This is a genomic window from Thiorhodospira sibirica ATCC 700588, assembly GCF_000227725.2.
GTDB classification, from domain to species: Bacteria; Pseudomonadota; Gammaproteobacteria; order Ectothiorhodospirales; family Ectothiorhodospiraceae; genus Thiorhodospira; species Thiorhodospira sibirica.
On record NZ_MU255056.1, the window covers coordinates 2,454,379 to 2,468,989 of the forward strand.

The window sequence follows — 14,611 nt, forward strand, 5'->3', positions numbered from 1 at the left end:
GGCCTTGGGCCTGTTGCAGGGCTTCGGTGAGGTTGTGTAAAGCGCCGCTGAGGTGATCCACCGCCTGGGTCAGGTGGGTTTCGATGTCGGGCGCGTGGCGGCGGTCGGCAGGTGTGTCAGGTATACCAGAATAGCCGCCGGTGCGCCGGATCATCGGCAAGACCTCTTCCATCACCCACGCCTCAAAGCGCGCTGCGCTGGGCAATTTTGAGCGCAGAATTAAACGGTAAACGTCAGGTTCGGGGATGAGTTTGGTTTTATGATCAAAGCTAAATTGTTGATTTATATAGAGGTAACGATTCGTTACCTCTAATGAATTCAAAGACTTAGCATATTTGCAATGATCACTAATCGCCTTGCTTGTGTTTTGATAGCCCAGCGCAACGGCCACATCCTTGGCAATAAACCACGGTTGGCCGTCCAGCAGCAAAACACGGATGTCAAGATGATCGAACTGAAAGGGAATCACAGAAGGGTTAACGGTGTTCATTGATTGGCTAACTCCATACACGTTCATTTGAGAACCTGTGCCCGGAAGGGGCGCAGGCGACTGTATGGGTTAGCCTACCAGTCACTAAATCTGGCGCGTCCAAAGACGCCCACATACAGCCACCCGCATGGAGCGAGAAGCACGCAGAAAGATGACAGACACAAAAAAGCTGCCGAAGCAGCGGGGGTGTCTGCTTAGTGAAAGGGAGGCTAATCCCGCGCAGCAGCCGTAACGGCCACCGCGTGGCTACTCTACCCCGCCCACCACGCAAACACAAGCCCCCTGGGAGCGCGTAGCACCAGCTACGCATCGAGGCCGCAGGCCTCGCGGGGTTTAAAAGATATGCGTAGCTGGTGCTACGCGCTCCCAGGGGCTTCGGTGAGGTTGTGTAAAGCGCCGCTGAGGTGATCGACGGCAGGGGAACCGCCTGTTATTTAGAGCTTCCCGCCTCCGCGCCTGCTCCGCCTCTGCCTGCAGTTGCTCGGCCTCCACTCGCCGCCGCTCAGCTTCAGCCTGCAGTTGCTCTGTCTCCGCCTGCAGTTCTTCCAAATGACGCTGAATACTGCGCTGTTCGCGCAGGTAGTTTTGCCGGGCCTGATAGGCATGATAGGCACGGTCTTTTTCCGAAAAGCGTTTTAAGGTGCTCATGGCTTGCCTCATTTCGTCGGTGTCCATCCAGGCGGGGAGGGCGCTGTTGAGGTTGGCGTTGAGAAAGTGGATGAGCAAAGCGCGGTTGTCCTCGGCGCCGAGCAGGGCTTTAAACACGCAGTCGATTTTGGGGTCGATGGGGTGGTGGTTCATGGCGGGGGAGTTTAGCCGGGTGAGGGTGTCTGGGCAATGGCTTGGCGTATGGCGGCACAGCCCCGGCTCTGCATAAAAAAACTCCCCTCCTTTTCAAGGAGGGGTGCCCCGTAGGGGCGGGGTGGTTATGGGTGGTTTTTTGACCCCCTCCCCCCCCTTGCGGGGGTACTCCCCCTTGGCAGGGGGAGAGTCTTGGCGCGCAGCGCCGCCTGAACGTTTAAAGTGACGTTGCGTACCCTTTCTGTAGTTGCCCATCAGACCTAAAGTGCAGATGATCGGTTGCCACCCGCGCCATTTGCTCGGCATCATGACTGACCCAGATGACCGCGAGGTTCCACTCCTGGCGCAGGCGGGCAATGAGCTGTTCCACACGGGCGACATTTTGGCTGTCCAGGCTGGCGGTGGGTTCATCCAGCAGCAGGACGCGGGGCCGGTTTTGCAGCAGTCGCAGCAGGGCCAGGCGCTGGCGTTCGCCGGTGGAGCAGCGCGCAACATCCCATCCCAGGACGGCCTGATCAAAACCCAGTGCCTCCAAATGGATCACATCTTGTCCGTGCGCAAAGTGATCACCAACGCGCTCTCGCCACCACTGGCTTTCTGCGGGCAGCAGGCCCACCTGTTGACGCCAGCGGTGAGCACGCAGACTGTGGCAAGGCTGGCCATCCAGATAAATCTCTCCACGGTGCGGTTCCAGGTCGGCAATGGCCCGTAATAACAGGGTCTTGCCGGAACCGCTGGGCCCAGCCAGGCTTAGGCATTGACCGGGTGCCAGTTCCAGGCTGATCGGGCCGATGTGGTGCAGGCCAAGCTGTTTGATGGTGAGTAAGGACATGCGCGCTATCCCGCATTATTCCGTGACAGTATTATGGGCCTGTTCAGCAAACAGCCAGCGGTGCAGGACGGCGTAGGCTTGATCCAAAGTGCCGGCCTCGGGCTGGCTGGCGGAAAAGGTCTGTACGCTGGCGGCCATCCCCTGGGCTTTGAGTGCTTTGCTGACCTGTTGCAGGGTGGCTTTGGCGGGGCCACGGCGTAATTTATCCGCCTTGTTGAGCAGAATATGTACCGGCAAGGCCCTGGCCTGACAAAATGCCAGCATCTGCGCATCATAATCGGTCAAAGGGTGGCGAATATCCATAACGAGCATCAGCCCCTGCAGACTTTGGCGCTTTTGCAGATAGCCTTGCATCAAGGCGCCCCAGCGTTGGCGCATGGCCTCGGGCACTTTGGCATAACCATAGCCTGGCAGATCGACCAGCCGGGCCTGTTCGCTGAGGGTAAAAAAGTTGATCAGCTGGGTGCGGCCTGGGGTTTTGCTGGTGCGGGCCAGCGATTTTTGGCGACAGATCAGGTTCAGGGTGCTGGATTTGCCTGAATTGGAACGCCCGGCAAAGGCTACCTCGGTGCCCGTATCGCTGGGCAGCCCGCTCAGCGCGGCGGCACTCAGACTGAACGTGGCCCGCGCAAAACAGGCCTCTACGGCATTGCGCCTGGCGAGGCTGGCGGGGGAAGTATTTTGCGAGTCGGTGCGGTTTATGGTATACAATGCGGTCATTTTTAGGGTCCAAAAGTGGATAGGTGGCCGGTGTCCTGATGCATTCGCAGCCAACACCGCCGCTGGGTTTATTTTGCCAAACTGATAACGATACCGGATGTTTTTAACGGGTATTTCGGGAGAAAAAAGTTGATGAAAAAATCTGTACTGATGGCGCTGATTTCCTGTGTGGGCATCAGCATGTCTGCGCCGCTGCTGGCGCAATCGGGTGATGCCGAACGCGGACAGAGTATCTCGGGTGTGTGTATGGCCTGTCACGGCCCTGATGGTAACAGCTTCAATCCAGAGTGGCCTAGCCTTGCCGGACAAAGCGCGCAGTATACCTATCAACAGCTGCTGGATTATAAAGAAGGGCGCCGCAAGGACCCGCTGATGACAGATCAGGCCAAGCCTTTAAGTGATCAGGATATGCGCGATCTGGCCGCTTTTTATGCCACCCAGATTCCCACCCCCGGCATGGGTATGGACCCAGCGTTGCTGGATCTGGGTCGTCAGGTGTATCTGGGCGGCAACAGCGCCACCGGCCTGACTGCCTGTTCTGCCTGTCACGGACCTAATGGCGCCGGTGATCGTGCTGCGGTGTATCCTGCGGTGGGTAGCCAACATGCCATGTATAACATCGCCCAGCTTGAGCACTATCGCGATGGCACCCGCATCACCGACACCAGAAACATCATGCCGGGGATTGCGCAAAAAATGAGTGATGAAGAAATCCGTGCGGTTGCGGAGTACATGGCCCACATTCTGCCCCGCTTCCCCAATTAGTTTAGGCGTTTAGACCGCACAGGGTGAGTCACCTTACATAAGGCATCCTGTGCGCTGAAGTGGCAGGCGCATCTTGCGTTCGCTAAAGCATACAGCGGCATCAAGATGATGCCGCCACGCATGTACACGGACCATCGAGACCCCATTGCCATGCTGCCTATCGGTTTTGCTCCAGACTCTGAACGGGTAAGGCTTAAGATCCTCAGCTATAACATTCAGGTTGGTATCGCCGCACAGCGTTACCGCCACTATCTGACCAATAGCTGGAAGCATTTCCTGCCCTATGGCGGGCGGCTGGATAATCTGGACAGTATCGCGCGCTTTATCAATGCCTTTGATATTGTCGGCCTGCAAGAACTTGATGCCGGCAGTCTGCGCAGCAATTTCATCAACCTGGCCGAATATCTGGCCCAGCGCGCCGCTTTTCCGCACTGGTATCACCGCACCAATCGTAACCTCGGTCAACTGGCCAAACACAGCCTGGGACTGTTGAGCCGTTATCAGCCCCACACGGTGATTGCCCACAAACTGCCCAGCTCGATTCCCGGTCGCGGCGCCCTGGAAGCCCATTTTGGCAATCCTTATACCGGACAGACCCTCGTGGTTGTGCTGGTACACCTTTCCTTGGGACGCCGTTCCCGGCGGATGCAGCTGGAGTATATCGCCGAGGTCTTGCGCGAACATCAGCATGTGGTGGTGATGGGGGATATGAACACCCCTGCCCATTCCACCGAGATTCAGCGCCTGCTCTACACCACGGGCCTGCAAAGCCCGAGTACGCTGTCAAATACCTATCCCAGCTGGCGACCACAACAGGCTCTGGACTATATTCTCTGTACCCCCGGACTGGAGATCACCCAGGCGCGTGCCTATAACGTCAACTACTCGGATCATTTACCGATCAGCGTTGAAATCCTCCTGCCCGCAGAATTCAGCCTAAGCGATACCGCCTCCTTAGCAACGCGGGTACCTCCGCCTTCGTATATGGACAGTCGCTACGCCTAAGCGGCATTTTTTGATGCACACCGCTGCTGCGGCGTTCCCTATTTGCAGATCATCTATTCATGCCATCAACACCTGCTTCCCCGGATTCCCTGCCGCTGGTTTCTGTCATTGTGCGTACCCTGGGGCGTGCTGAGCTCAGTCAGGCACTGGATTCCATTGCCGCACAGGATTATCCGGCCATTGAGGTAGTGGTCGTCGATGCCAGCGGCACCGGCACGTTGTTGCTGCCGCCCGCGTGTGGCGCATTCAGGCTGCGGGTGGTGAATGAAGGTCATCGCCTGATACGCAGTCGGGCGGCCAATGCTGGCATGGCGCAGGCCAGCGGCGCTTATCTGATTTTTCTGGATGATGATGATATTTTTTATCCGCAGCACATCAGTGCGCTGGTCGCCACGCTGCAACAACATCCGCAATACCGTGCTGCTTACGCCGGTGTTCTGGTGCGCCATTTTTATCCAGATGGCACGGAAGGCCCTCAGGTTGTCCTCAATACCCCTTTTGAGCGTCTGCGACTGCCACTGGAAAATCATATCCCTATCCATGCCATGCTGTTTGCGCGCAGTCTGTATGAAGCAGGCTGTTGTTTTGATGAAAGCCTGGATCGCTACGAAGACTGGGATTTTTGGCTGTGTCTGTTGCAGCATACCGATTTTGCCCATGTGGATCAGCTCAGCGCCTGTTATCACAATACCGGGGCCTCTGGTTTTGGGATTGAGCCCGATCTGGCAGTGATTGCACAATCCCGTGCCGCTTTCTTTGATAAGTGGCGCCTGCAGTGGTCAGGTGCCCAGTGGGCAGAGATGCTGGACTATGCCTGGCAGCGCTCCCCGCGGATTCGTGATCTGGAACAGCACTTAAGCCAGACACAGGCCCATGCCACCGGCCTGGAACACGCCTTGGAACAGGCCCGGCAGGAGCGCCTGGAACATCTGCGCCTGCAGGCGGCTTTTCGTGCCGAGCGCGCCGGGTATCAGGCGGAACTGGCGCGCCTGGGACAGCAATTACAGCAAAGCGAGTGGGCACTGGCGCAGGCGCAAAACCATATCAGCGCCCTGTATGCCTCCAGCTCCTGGCGGCTGACCAAGCCGCTGCGCGCCCTCAAGCAGCTTGGTCAGAATGGACAGCGGGCGTGGGTACGGGCGCGGCGGATTGCGCTGGGTCAGGGCGGATTGCTGAAAGGCAGCGGCTGGCTCCTCAAAAAAACCGCCAAGGTTTTGTACCGTCATGGGTTTACCGGCCTGCTCCGTCGGGTCCAGTTGCACCTGTCACACCCAGCATCGAACACCCCCGAGGTGCCCATCACGCCGCCCTGTCAGCATACAACGAGCGTGACCCGCCTCAATGAAGACGTTGCCATTATTGTGTGCATTCACAATGCCCTGGAAGATGTCAAACGTTGCCTGAGCAGTGTACTGCGTTACAGCTCCCCCCCCTATCAGCTGATTCTGGTCAATGACGGCTCTGAAGCGGAAACTAGCCAGTATCTGCGCCGCTTTGCGCAGGCTCACGGCGCCATGCTGCTGGAAAATCAGCAGGCCCAGGGCTATACCCTGGCGGCCAATCAGGGACTGCGGGCCACGCATCAAGCCTTTGTCATTTTGCTAAACAGCGATACCATCGTCAGCCGTCACTGGCTGGAGCGGATGCTGGCCTGCGCCGTTGCAAGCCCCGCCATTGGTCTGGTCGGGCCGCTAAGCAACACCGCCTCGTGGCAGTCCATTCCCGAAATCTTCAATGCCGACGGCGACTGGGCCAGCAATCCCCTGCCAGACGATCTATCCGTGGCGGCAATGGCTGACCGGGTGGCGCACGCTGCCAAGCGTATCTATCCACACATCGGCTTTCTCAACGGCTTTTGCCTGCTGATCAAGCGCGCCGTTATCGAGCAGATCGGACTGTTTGATGAAAGCCATTTTGCGCAAGGCTATGGTGAGGAAAACGATTACTGCCTGCGCGCCCGGCAAGCGGGTTTTGCCCTGGCGGTGGCTGATGATGTGTACATTTATCATGCGCAATCCAAAAGCTACTCCACCGCCCGGCGGCGCGAACTGGCGGCGCGAGCTGACCAGATTCTGGCGCAAAAACATGATGCTGCACAGATTGCCGACGGGGTACACCGCTGCCAGCATGATCTGGTGTGGCTGGGCGTGCGTGCCCGGATGCAGACCCTGGCAGCGCGTCACGCACAACTGCACCAAGGACGGCGGGATTTTGAAGGCCGCCGGGTATTATTTATCCTGCCCGTTCTGGATGCGGGCGGCGGTGGCAATATCATCATTAACGAGGCCCAGGCACTGATCCGCATGGGCGTGGATGCCCAGCTCCTCAATCTTGAGCGTCACCGCGAGCATTTTTCACGCCAGCATCCTTACCTCAGCGTGCCGGTGATCTATGCCGAGGATGCGCATAATCTTGCACCGTATTGCGCCGGGTTTGATGCGGTGATTGCCACAGTATTTTTTACCGTGCCCTGGATTGCAGCCTGCGCCAAACAGGCAAAGCCGCCGGTTCTGGCTTATTACATCCAGGATTTTGAGCCGTATTTTTTCCCGGCAGGTAGCGCCCAATACCAGGAGGCCCTCGCCTCCTATCAGCAACCGCTACGCCGTTTTTGCAAAACCGCGTGGAACCAGGAGATGCTGCACACCCACGCCGGTGCAGACTGTACTGTGATTGGGCCAAGTCTGAACGTAGATCTGTACTATCCCCGCCCCCGCCAACAGCCTTGCTGGCCTGCCGGACCCTTGCGCATCAGCGCGATGATCCGACCTACCACGCCACGCCGTGCCCCGGAAAAAACCCTGCGTATCCTGCAAAAAATCGCCAAACGCTATGGTAAGGCCGTGGAAATTGTGCTTTTTGGTGAAAACCCGGAACATGCCATTTTTGCAGACCTGCCGCCGGCGCAGCCGTGGCGCTGTGTGGGCAAACAAACCGCCTGCGAGATGGCGCAACTGTTCAGTGAAAGCGACATCTTTGTGGATTTTTCTGATTATCAGGCGATGGGACTGGCCGCCCTGGAGGCCATGGCCTGTGCCACCGCTGTCATTGTCCCGGCACAAGGTGGCGCCTTAAGCTATGCCAGAGATCAGGACAATGCCCTGGTGGTCGATACCCAGGACGAGGCTGCCTGCACCAAGGCACTGATGCAGCTGATTGAAGACAGCGCCCTGCGTACCCGCCTCATCGAACGCGCCCTGCAAGACGCTGCCCAATATTTCCCCGAACAGGCGGCCCATGCCATGTTGCAGACCCTGTTTTCGCCGTTTCGCAATACCTACACAAACGTAAGGAGCGTTAACAATCAGGCCAGCCAAACAAGGGTTGCCCAAGGCATCAACGGCTCCAGATCAGGATCATCGGCCCACGTCTCGGCAATGCGTTGCCAACCCCCCTTTTTCGACCACCGGTTATATCGCATGTAAACCGTGTGCCAGCGTCCAAAGCATTCCGGCAGATCCCGCCAAGGCGCCCCGGTGCGCGCGATCCACAGGACCGCTTCAATAAAGCGGCGGTTATCTTTGGCGGTCACACCGCAGTCGGTTACTTTGCCAGGGAGAAGCGGTTCAAGCTCTCCCATGGGTCATCTCGCAGCATGAGTCGGGGCATTCGTTATCCCTCCAAATCCCGTTATGCTACATCAGGCACATAAAAATTAGTAATTGTTAACGCCCCATAAGCTCGGATCCAGGGCGGGCGCACTCCCGACGACGATGCATCGATGCGCTGATGGCGCGGATGAGCGGCGTTCTTGCTGACCGGGTGCTCTAACCCTTCTATCCCACGGCGGTTGTCGATAAAATAGCCGTTTAAACGGATATGACCGTTTTTTGTGCGGTCAATCTGTTATTTTCCATTCATTGTCCCCGGATTGCTAACCTTGAAAGCTTCTCTTCAGGCCCTACTGCAACAATCTCTGCAGCATTTGCAAACCCAAGGCATGGTGCCTGCTGGGGTGGAGATGGCCATCCATCTGACCCGCACCAAGGATAAGGCGCATGGCGATTTTGCCTGCAATCTGGCCTTGCAGCTGGCCAAGGCGGCGGGTGTCAAGCCACGCGAGATGGCACAGCGCCTTATGGATCATCTTCCGGCATCCACTTTAGTGGAAAAGGTCGAGATTGCCGGGCCGGGGTTTATCAATTTTTTCCTGAGTGCGCGGGCGCGTGAGGCAGTAATCCCGCTGATTCATGAACAGGGCGCGCAGTATGGCCGCTCTAATTTGGGACAGGGGCAGCGGGTGCAGGTTGAGTTTGTCTCGGCCAATCCCACCGGGCCTTTGCACGTCGGTCATGGGCGCGGTGCCGCCTATGGTGCGGCGGTGGCGGATTTGCTGGAAGCGGTCGGCTTTAGCGTGCATCGGGAATATTATGTCAATGACGCCGGGCGTCAGATGGATATTCTGGCGGTCAGTGTGTGGCTGCGCTATCTGCAATTCTGCGGGCAGGATATTCCCTTTCCGGCCAATGGCTACCGGGGCGAATATGTGCGCGAGATTGCTCAGGGGCTGTATGCCGAACATGCGCACAGCTATGCGGTGGCGGCCGCCGCTTTATTGGACGATCTGCCGCCCGATGAGTTCGACGGCGGGGATAAAGAGCGTTATATTGATGCGGTGATTGTGCGCGGCCGGGAATTGCTGGGTGAAAACCGCTATCGCTTCGTGTTTGAATTGGGTCTAAGCCGTATTCTGGAAGATATCCGCGAGGACCTGGCGCAATTTGGCATTACATACCAGGCCTGGTATTCCGAGCGTTCCCTGGCGGAAAATGGGGCGGTCAACCGGGTGCTGGATCGGCTGCGGGCGCAGGATGCCTTGTATGAGCATGAAGGGGCCTGGTGGTTTCGCTCCACCGCCTATGGCGATGAAAAAGACCGCGTGGTGCAACGGGAAAACGGGCAAACCACCTATTTTGCCTCGGATATCGCCTATCATCTGGATAAATTCGAGCGCGGCTATGCGCAGGTGGTGGATGTCTGGGGAGCGGATCATCATGGCTATGTGCCGCGTGTGAAGGCGGCGTTGCAGGCTTTGGGCATGGAAACCGGGCGCCTGGATGTGTTGCTGGTGCAGTTTGCGATTTTGTATCGCGGCGGTGAGCGGGTGCAGATGTCAACCCGTTCAGGCAGTTTTGTCACCCTGCGCGAGCTGCGTGAGGAAGTCGGCAAAGATGCGGCGCGCTTTTTTTATGTGATGCGCCGCTGCGAGCAGCATCTGGATTTTGATCTGGATCTGGCCAAATCCCAGTCAGCCGATAACCCGGTGTATTATATTCAATACGCCCATGCACGGGTGTGCAGTGTCTTGCGCCAGCTTCAGGCCAAAGGCGAGGTCTTTGTCCTGGCCCAGGGGCTTGAGCACCTTGCACGCCTGCAGGCGCCGCACGAAGAAGATGTGCTGGCAGCTCTGGCGCGTTATCCGGAGGTGCTGGAAGCCGCCGCCCTGAACAAGGAGCCACACCAACTGGCACAGTATCTGCGCGATCTGGCCTGTGCCTTCCATACCTATTACAACGCCCATCCATTTTTGGTCGATGATGCGCCCTTGCGCAATGCCCGCCTTGCTTTGATTTTAGCGGTGCGTCAGGTCATTGCCAATGGGCTTGAATTGCTTGGGGTGAGTGCGCCCGAGGAGATGTAAAACCATGCCCCGCGACTATAAAAATACCGTCACAGCGTCAAGCCGTAGCCGCAAAAAGTCCTCTGCTGCATTGCCCGGCTGGGTCTGGGGGCTGGTGGGTCTGGCCGGTGGCTTGGTGGTGGCTTTAATTGTCGCGCTTCAGGGGCAAAGTGGCACACCCACCCCCGGTGTCGCCAGCCAGCCGCCGATGCAGGCCCCGCCGCCGGTGAGCAGTTATGCACCGCCGCAACCGCCTGCCACAGCACCAACTACGCGTCCGGAAGCACAGCGCCCGCAGTTTGAGTTTTATACCTTGTTGCCAGAGCTGGAGGTGGTCATTCCGGAAACAGCCCCGGCGCGTCCTGCACCACCGCCCGCCACACCGCCGACAACGCCACCCCCGGCGGGACAGACTGCCCCGCCACAAAGCACGCCCGGTGGTGAAAGTGCGGCGGTGCGTCCACCCCGCGAGACGGCCACACCTGCGACCCCGGCAGCGCCCACACCACCGGCAGCCGCTTCGCGTGAGCGCTTCATGCTGCAGGCGGGTTCTTTTCGTCAGCATCAGGAAGCCGAACGCCTGCGTGCCCGCCTGGCCTTGTTAGGGGTTGAGGCCAAGATTCAGCAAGTGACGGTCAACAGCGACACCTGGCATCGGGTACATATTGGCCCGTTTAACAGCCGCAGCGAGGTGGATCGGGTGCGTGAACGGCTGAGCAATAATCAGGTGCAGACCATGTTACTGCGTCTGCCTGATTCCGGTTAATGACCAGATGCCGTTAACTCATGTCCAGATCGTCCTTAGCCACACCTCCCATCCGGGGAATATCGGCGCGGTAGCACGGGCGATGAAAACCATGGGCCTGGGCACCCTCAAACTGGTGCAGCCCAAACACCACCCCAGCGCAGAAGCCCTGGCAATGGCCTCCGGTGCTGATGATGTCTTGCAACAGGCGCAGGTCTATCAAAACTTATCCGAGGCGTTGGCGCAAACCCACTGGGTCATCGGCACCAGCGCACGCTTGCGCAGTCTGCGCTGGCCACAACTCAGCCCCCGGCAAGCCGCCGCACAGTTACTGGAACAGGCCAGCCACGGGCCGGTGGCCCTGCTCTTTGGGCGTGAGCGCATTGGCCTGACCAACGCGGAACTCGACCAATGTCAGGCCCTGGTGAATATCCCCGCCAATCCACATTACCCGTCCTTAAATCTTGCCGCAGCGGTGCAAATCCTGGCCTATGAACTGCGTCTGGCTGCCGATGCACAGCCCAGCGCAGCCACCGCCACTGCGCCACTGCCCGACGATGAACAGCCCGCCTCACAGCAACAACTGGAAGATTTTTATCAAGCCCTGGAACACACCCTGATCGCCATCGACTTTCTCGATCCGCAAAACCCCAAACACCTGATGCGCCGCCTGCGCCGCCTGTATGGCCGCCAACCCCCACTTTCCGTCAAAGAAATCAACATTCTGCGCGGCATCTTGACCCAGACCTTACGCACCAAAAACCGTGCCATTTGAGCCAGTCTCGCGGTGATGTTAAGGTAAGCCGCTCGTTCATTTAGCAGGCGCTGGCCGTGCGTTATGCGCGAAGCGCCCGCCTGCTGCAATCCCGGAGGTTCTTTTGCATGAACTGGCACGCAACAATCCGCATCTTCGTTCTCAGCGCCTTACTCATTCCTGCCCTCGCGCTGGCCCAGCCGGGCACCTTGTCTTTAACCGTCAGCCCGGAGCTGGCCACCGCCGGATTTTATCGACTGAGCTGGGAGGGATCTGCACACAGCCACTTCGAGCTGCACGAATCACAGCACCCGGAATTTCATGATTACCGTGTCCTTTACAGTGGGCCAGATACCGCCAGTGTGCAAAGTGGGCGAGCGGATGGCGTGTATTATTACCGCCTCAGCACCCCGCCCCAGGCCGATGATGACCCCGCGCTGTTGAGCGACATCGTGGCGGTGACCGTACAGCATCACAGCCTGGGGCGCGCTTTGAGCTTTTTTGCCCTTGGCGCGGTTGTATTTGCCGCCCTGCTCATCGTCATTGCATTCGGTACGAGACAACGCCATGTCTAAGCCCATCTTAACCATCAATTTTAGCCGCCTGCAGCGCAACATCCAGACGCTAGGCAATATCGGCCAGGCGGAGGATCGCGGCATTCACCGCATGGCCTTTAGCGAAGCTGATTGGGCGGCCCGGCAGTGGTTTAGCGAACAAATCAATGCTGCCGGTCTGGATTTGTATGAAGACGGCGCCGCCAACCTGCACGGACGGCTGGACTGGGACGGCCAGCGCCCCAGCGTCATGATCGGCTCCCATCTGGATACCGTGCCCGGTGGCGGGCCGTTAGATGGGGCCCTGGGCGTGCTGGTGGGGCTTGAAGTCCTGACTACCATTGCCGAGGCACAGATCCCACTGCATTACCCGCTGGAAGTCATCAGCTTCAGTGACGAAGAAGGGCGTTTTGGCGGTTTATTTGGCTCACAGGCCATTGCCGGTCAGCTCACCCCGGCACTGATACACGCCGCCCGCGACCTGGAAGGTATCACCCTGCGCGATGCGATGGGACATTGGGGGCTGGATGCCAATGCTGCGCTGTTTGCGCGCCGCGCCCCGGAAAGCATCCATGCCTATCTGGAATTGCACATTGAACAAGGCCCGGTGCTGGATCGCAAAGGCATCTCCGTGGGCGTGGTTGATGCCATCACCGGCCTGTTTAAATGGGAAGTGCGCTTGCTCGGCGCGGCCAACCATGCCGGCACCACCCCGATGGACATGCGCGTGGACGCCTTTCAGGGGCTGGCCGAGTTTGCCGGGGCGATCAACCGCATTTTAGAAGAACATGGCGGCCCATACAGCCGCGCCACCATTGGACGTGTCGAACTCAAGCCCGGTGCTGCCAATACCGTGCCCGGCTGCGTCACATTTTCCCTGGATGTGCGCGACACCGATAGCGCCACCCTCACCGCCCTGGCGGATGCCTTCCGCCTGACCCTTTCCGCTCTGGCGCGCCGCCGCAAGCTCATGTTTGAATTTGAAGTCCTCGCCGCCATCCCCCCGCGTCGCTGTGATGCCGGCATTGCCCAACTGATCAGCGAAACCGCCGACGCCCTTGCCATCGAACACCTGCGCTTGCCCAGCGGCGCAGCCCACGATGCACAAATCATGGCCGGCATCGCCCGCACCGGCATGATCTTCGTCCCCAGCATTGAAGGCCGCAGCCACTCCCCCGCAGAATGGACTGCCTGGGAAGACATCGAACGCGGCGCAAATCTTTTGCTCCAGGTCACCCTGGGACTCGCCGCCGAACCCGCCCGCCACTGAGAGCGCACAGCCCCGGCTCCGCATAAAAACGTAGCGGCATCATCTTGATGCCGCTGCAAAAAAGCGACGGCTAGAAGCCGCCGCCACGTCAAGCAGAGCGGGTACTCCATGCTCCAACCCATTGCCCAGACACCCTCACCCGGCTAAACTCCCTCACCATGAACCACCACCCCATCGACCCCAAAATCGACTGCGTGTTTAAAGCCCTGCTCGGCGCCGAGGACAACCGCGCTTTGCTGATTCACTTTCTCAACGCCAACCTCAACAGCGCCCTGCCGGCCCCCATCACCGAAGTCGAGATCCTCAACCCCTACAACGACAAAGAATTCCTTGACGACAAACTCAGCATCGTCGATGTCAAAGCGCGTGACCAACACGGCAATCTCTACCAGATCGAAATCCAACTCCTCAGCCACCGCGACCTCCCCGCCCGCATCCTCTACACCTGGACAGACCTCTACAGCGCCCAACTCAAAACCGGTCAGGACTACGGCCAGCTCAAACCCACCTATGCCATCTGGCTATTGGGAGAAACCCTGTTACCCGAGCGTCCCGAGGCCATCCACGACTTTCGCCTGCGCGACAGCGCCGGGCGGGGATTTATTGAGCACGGCGGCATCTGGCTTTTGGAACTGAACAAACATCCCATCCACACCGTCCAAACCGAACAACACCGCTGGCTCAAATTCTTCCAGGATGGCGAACAGCTCAATGCTGAGGCCCTCCCCGCCTGGATGGACACCGACGAAATGAGGCAAGCCATGAGCACCTTAAAACGCTTTTCGGAAAAAGACCGTGCCTATCATGCCTATCAGGCCCGGCAAAACTACCTGCGCGAACAGCGCAGTATTCAGCGCCATTTAGAAGAACTGCAGGCCGAGGCGGAGCGGCGGCGAGTGGAGGCGGAGCAATTTCAGGTTGAAGCTGAGCGGCGGCGAGTGGAGGCGGAGCAACTGCAGGCAGAGGCCGAGCAGGCGCGGAGGCGGGAAGCGTTGGCGCAGGTTCGGGAAGAGCAGGAACGGGCGGCGAAGGAACAGGAAAGGGCGGCCAGAGAA

At 58.7% G+C, this 14,611-nt stretch carries 13 protein-coding genes and 1 pseudogene; 9 read left to right on the forward strand and 5 right to left on the reverse strand.

Annotated features, from left to right (window positions below; all coding sequences use genetic code 11):
* The 4 genes from THISIDRAFT_RS11430 to yihA form a co-directional block, all read right to left on the reverse strand.
* Positions 1-490, reverse strand: a 490-nt coding sequence (locus THISIDRAFT_RS11430; RefSeq protein WP_006788840.1) for a BRO-N domain-containing protein, incomplete at its 3' end; no start/stop codon positions are given.
* 333 nt (positions 491-823) lie between these two features.
* Complete coding sequence (locus THISIDRAFT_RS11435) at positions 824-1,291, reverse strand: hypothetical protein (protein ID WP_221914002.1); 468 nt, start codon at positions 1,289-1,291, stop codon at positions 824-826.
* Between the two features lie 217 nt (positions 1,292-1,508).
* Positions 1,509-2,123 carry an ABC transporter ATP-binding protein gene (locus THISIDRAFT_RS11440; protein ID WP_006788562.1) on the reverse strand — a complete coding sequence of 205 codons (615 nt, stop codon included), beginning with the start codon at positions 2,121-2,123 and terminating at the stop codon, positions 1,509-1,511.
* Positions 2,124-2,138: 15 nt separating this feature from the next.
* Positions 2,139-2,843, reverse strand: coding sequence for a ribosome biogenesis GTP-binding protein YihA/YsxC (yihA, locus tag THISIDRAFT_RS11445; protein ID WP_006788563.1), 705 nt, complete (start codon positions 2,841-2,843; stop codon positions 2,139-2,141).
* 132 nt (positions 2,844-2,975) lie between these two features.
* On the opposite strand from yihA, the gene THISIDRAFT_RS11450 reads away from it, so the two are divergent.
* The 3 genes from THISIDRAFT_RS11450 (at position 2,976) to THISIDRAFT_RS11460 (ending at position 8,038) form a co-directional block, all read left to right on the forward strand.
* A complete protein-coding gene (locus THISIDRAFT_RS11450; RefSeq protein ID WP_006788564.1) occupies positions 2,976-3,608 on the forward strand; it encodes a c-type cytochrome in 633 nt (210 codons plus the stop codon).
* Positions 3,609-3,758: 150 nt separating this feature from the next.
* Positions 3,759-4,613: an endonuclease/exonuclease/phosphatase family protein gene (locus tag THISIDRAFT_RS11455; RefSeq protein ID WP_006788565.1), complete on the forward strand. Its 855-nt coding sequence runs from the start codon at positions 3,759-3,761 to the stop codon at positions 4,611-4,613.
* Positions 4,614-4,672: 59 nt separating this feature from the next.
* Positions 4,673-8,038: a glycosyltransferase gene (locus tag THISIDRAFT_RS11460; RefSeq protein WP_006788566.1), complete on the forward strand. Its 3,366-nt coding sequence runs from the start codon at positions 4,673-4,675 to the stop codon at positions 8,036-8,038.
* Between the two features lie 11 nt (positions 8,039-8,049).
* Here the strand turns inward: THISIDRAFT_RS11460 and THISIDRAFT_RS15475 are convergent.
* A pseudogene (locus THISIDRAFT_RS15475) lies at positions 8,050-8,193 on the reverse strand (transposase); the annotation flags it as partial.
* 300 nt (positions 8,194-8,493) lie between these two features.
* On the opposite strand from THISIDRAFT_RS15475, the gene argS reads away from it, so the two are divergent.
* The 6 genes from argS to THISIDRAFT_RS11490 form a co-directional block, all read left to right on the forward strand.
* Positions 8,494-10,254: an arginine--tRNA ligase gene (argS, locus tag THISIDRAFT_RS11465; RefSeq protein ID WP_006788568.1), complete on the forward strand. Its 1,761-nt coding sequence runs from the start codon at positions 8,494-8,496 to the stop codon at positions 10,252-10,254.
* Between the two features lie 4 nt (positions 10,255-10,258).
* Positions 10,259-10,999 carry an SPOR domain-containing protein gene (locus THISIDRAFT_RS11470; protein ID WP_006788569.1) on the forward strand — a complete coding sequence of 247 codons (741 nt, stop codon included), beginning with the start codon at positions 10,259-10,261 and terminating at the stop codon, positions 10,997-10,999.
* A gap of 7 nt (positions 11,000-11,006) precedes the next feature.
* Complete coding sequence (locus THISIDRAFT_RS11475; protein WP_006788570.1) at positions 11,007-11,753, forward strand: RNA methyltransferase; 747 nt, start codon at positions 11,007-11,009, stop codon at positions 11,751-11,753.
* A gap of 107 nt (positions 11,754-11,860) precedes the next feature.
* Entirely contained in the window at positions 11,861-12,307 is a 447-nt protein-coding gene (locus THISIDRAFT_RS11480; RefSeq protein WP_006788571.1) for a hypothetical protein, read from the forward strand.
* Positions 12,300-13,556 carry a Zn-dependent hydrolase gene (locus tag THISIDRAFT_RS11485; RefSeq protein WP_006788572.1) on the forward strand — a complete coding sequence of 419 codons (1,257 nt, stop codon included), beginning with the start codon at positions 12,300-12,302 and terminating at the stop codon, positions 13,554-13,556. Before THISIDRAFT_RS11480 ends, THISIDRAFT_RS11485 begins: the two co-directional genes overlap by 8 nt.
* Positions 13,557-13,714: 158 nt before the next feature.
* On the forward strand, positions 13,715-14,611 hold an 897-nt coding region (locus THISIDRAFT_RS11490), incomplete at its 3' end, for an Rpn family recombination-promoting nuclease/putative transposase (RefSeq protein ID WP_221914003.1).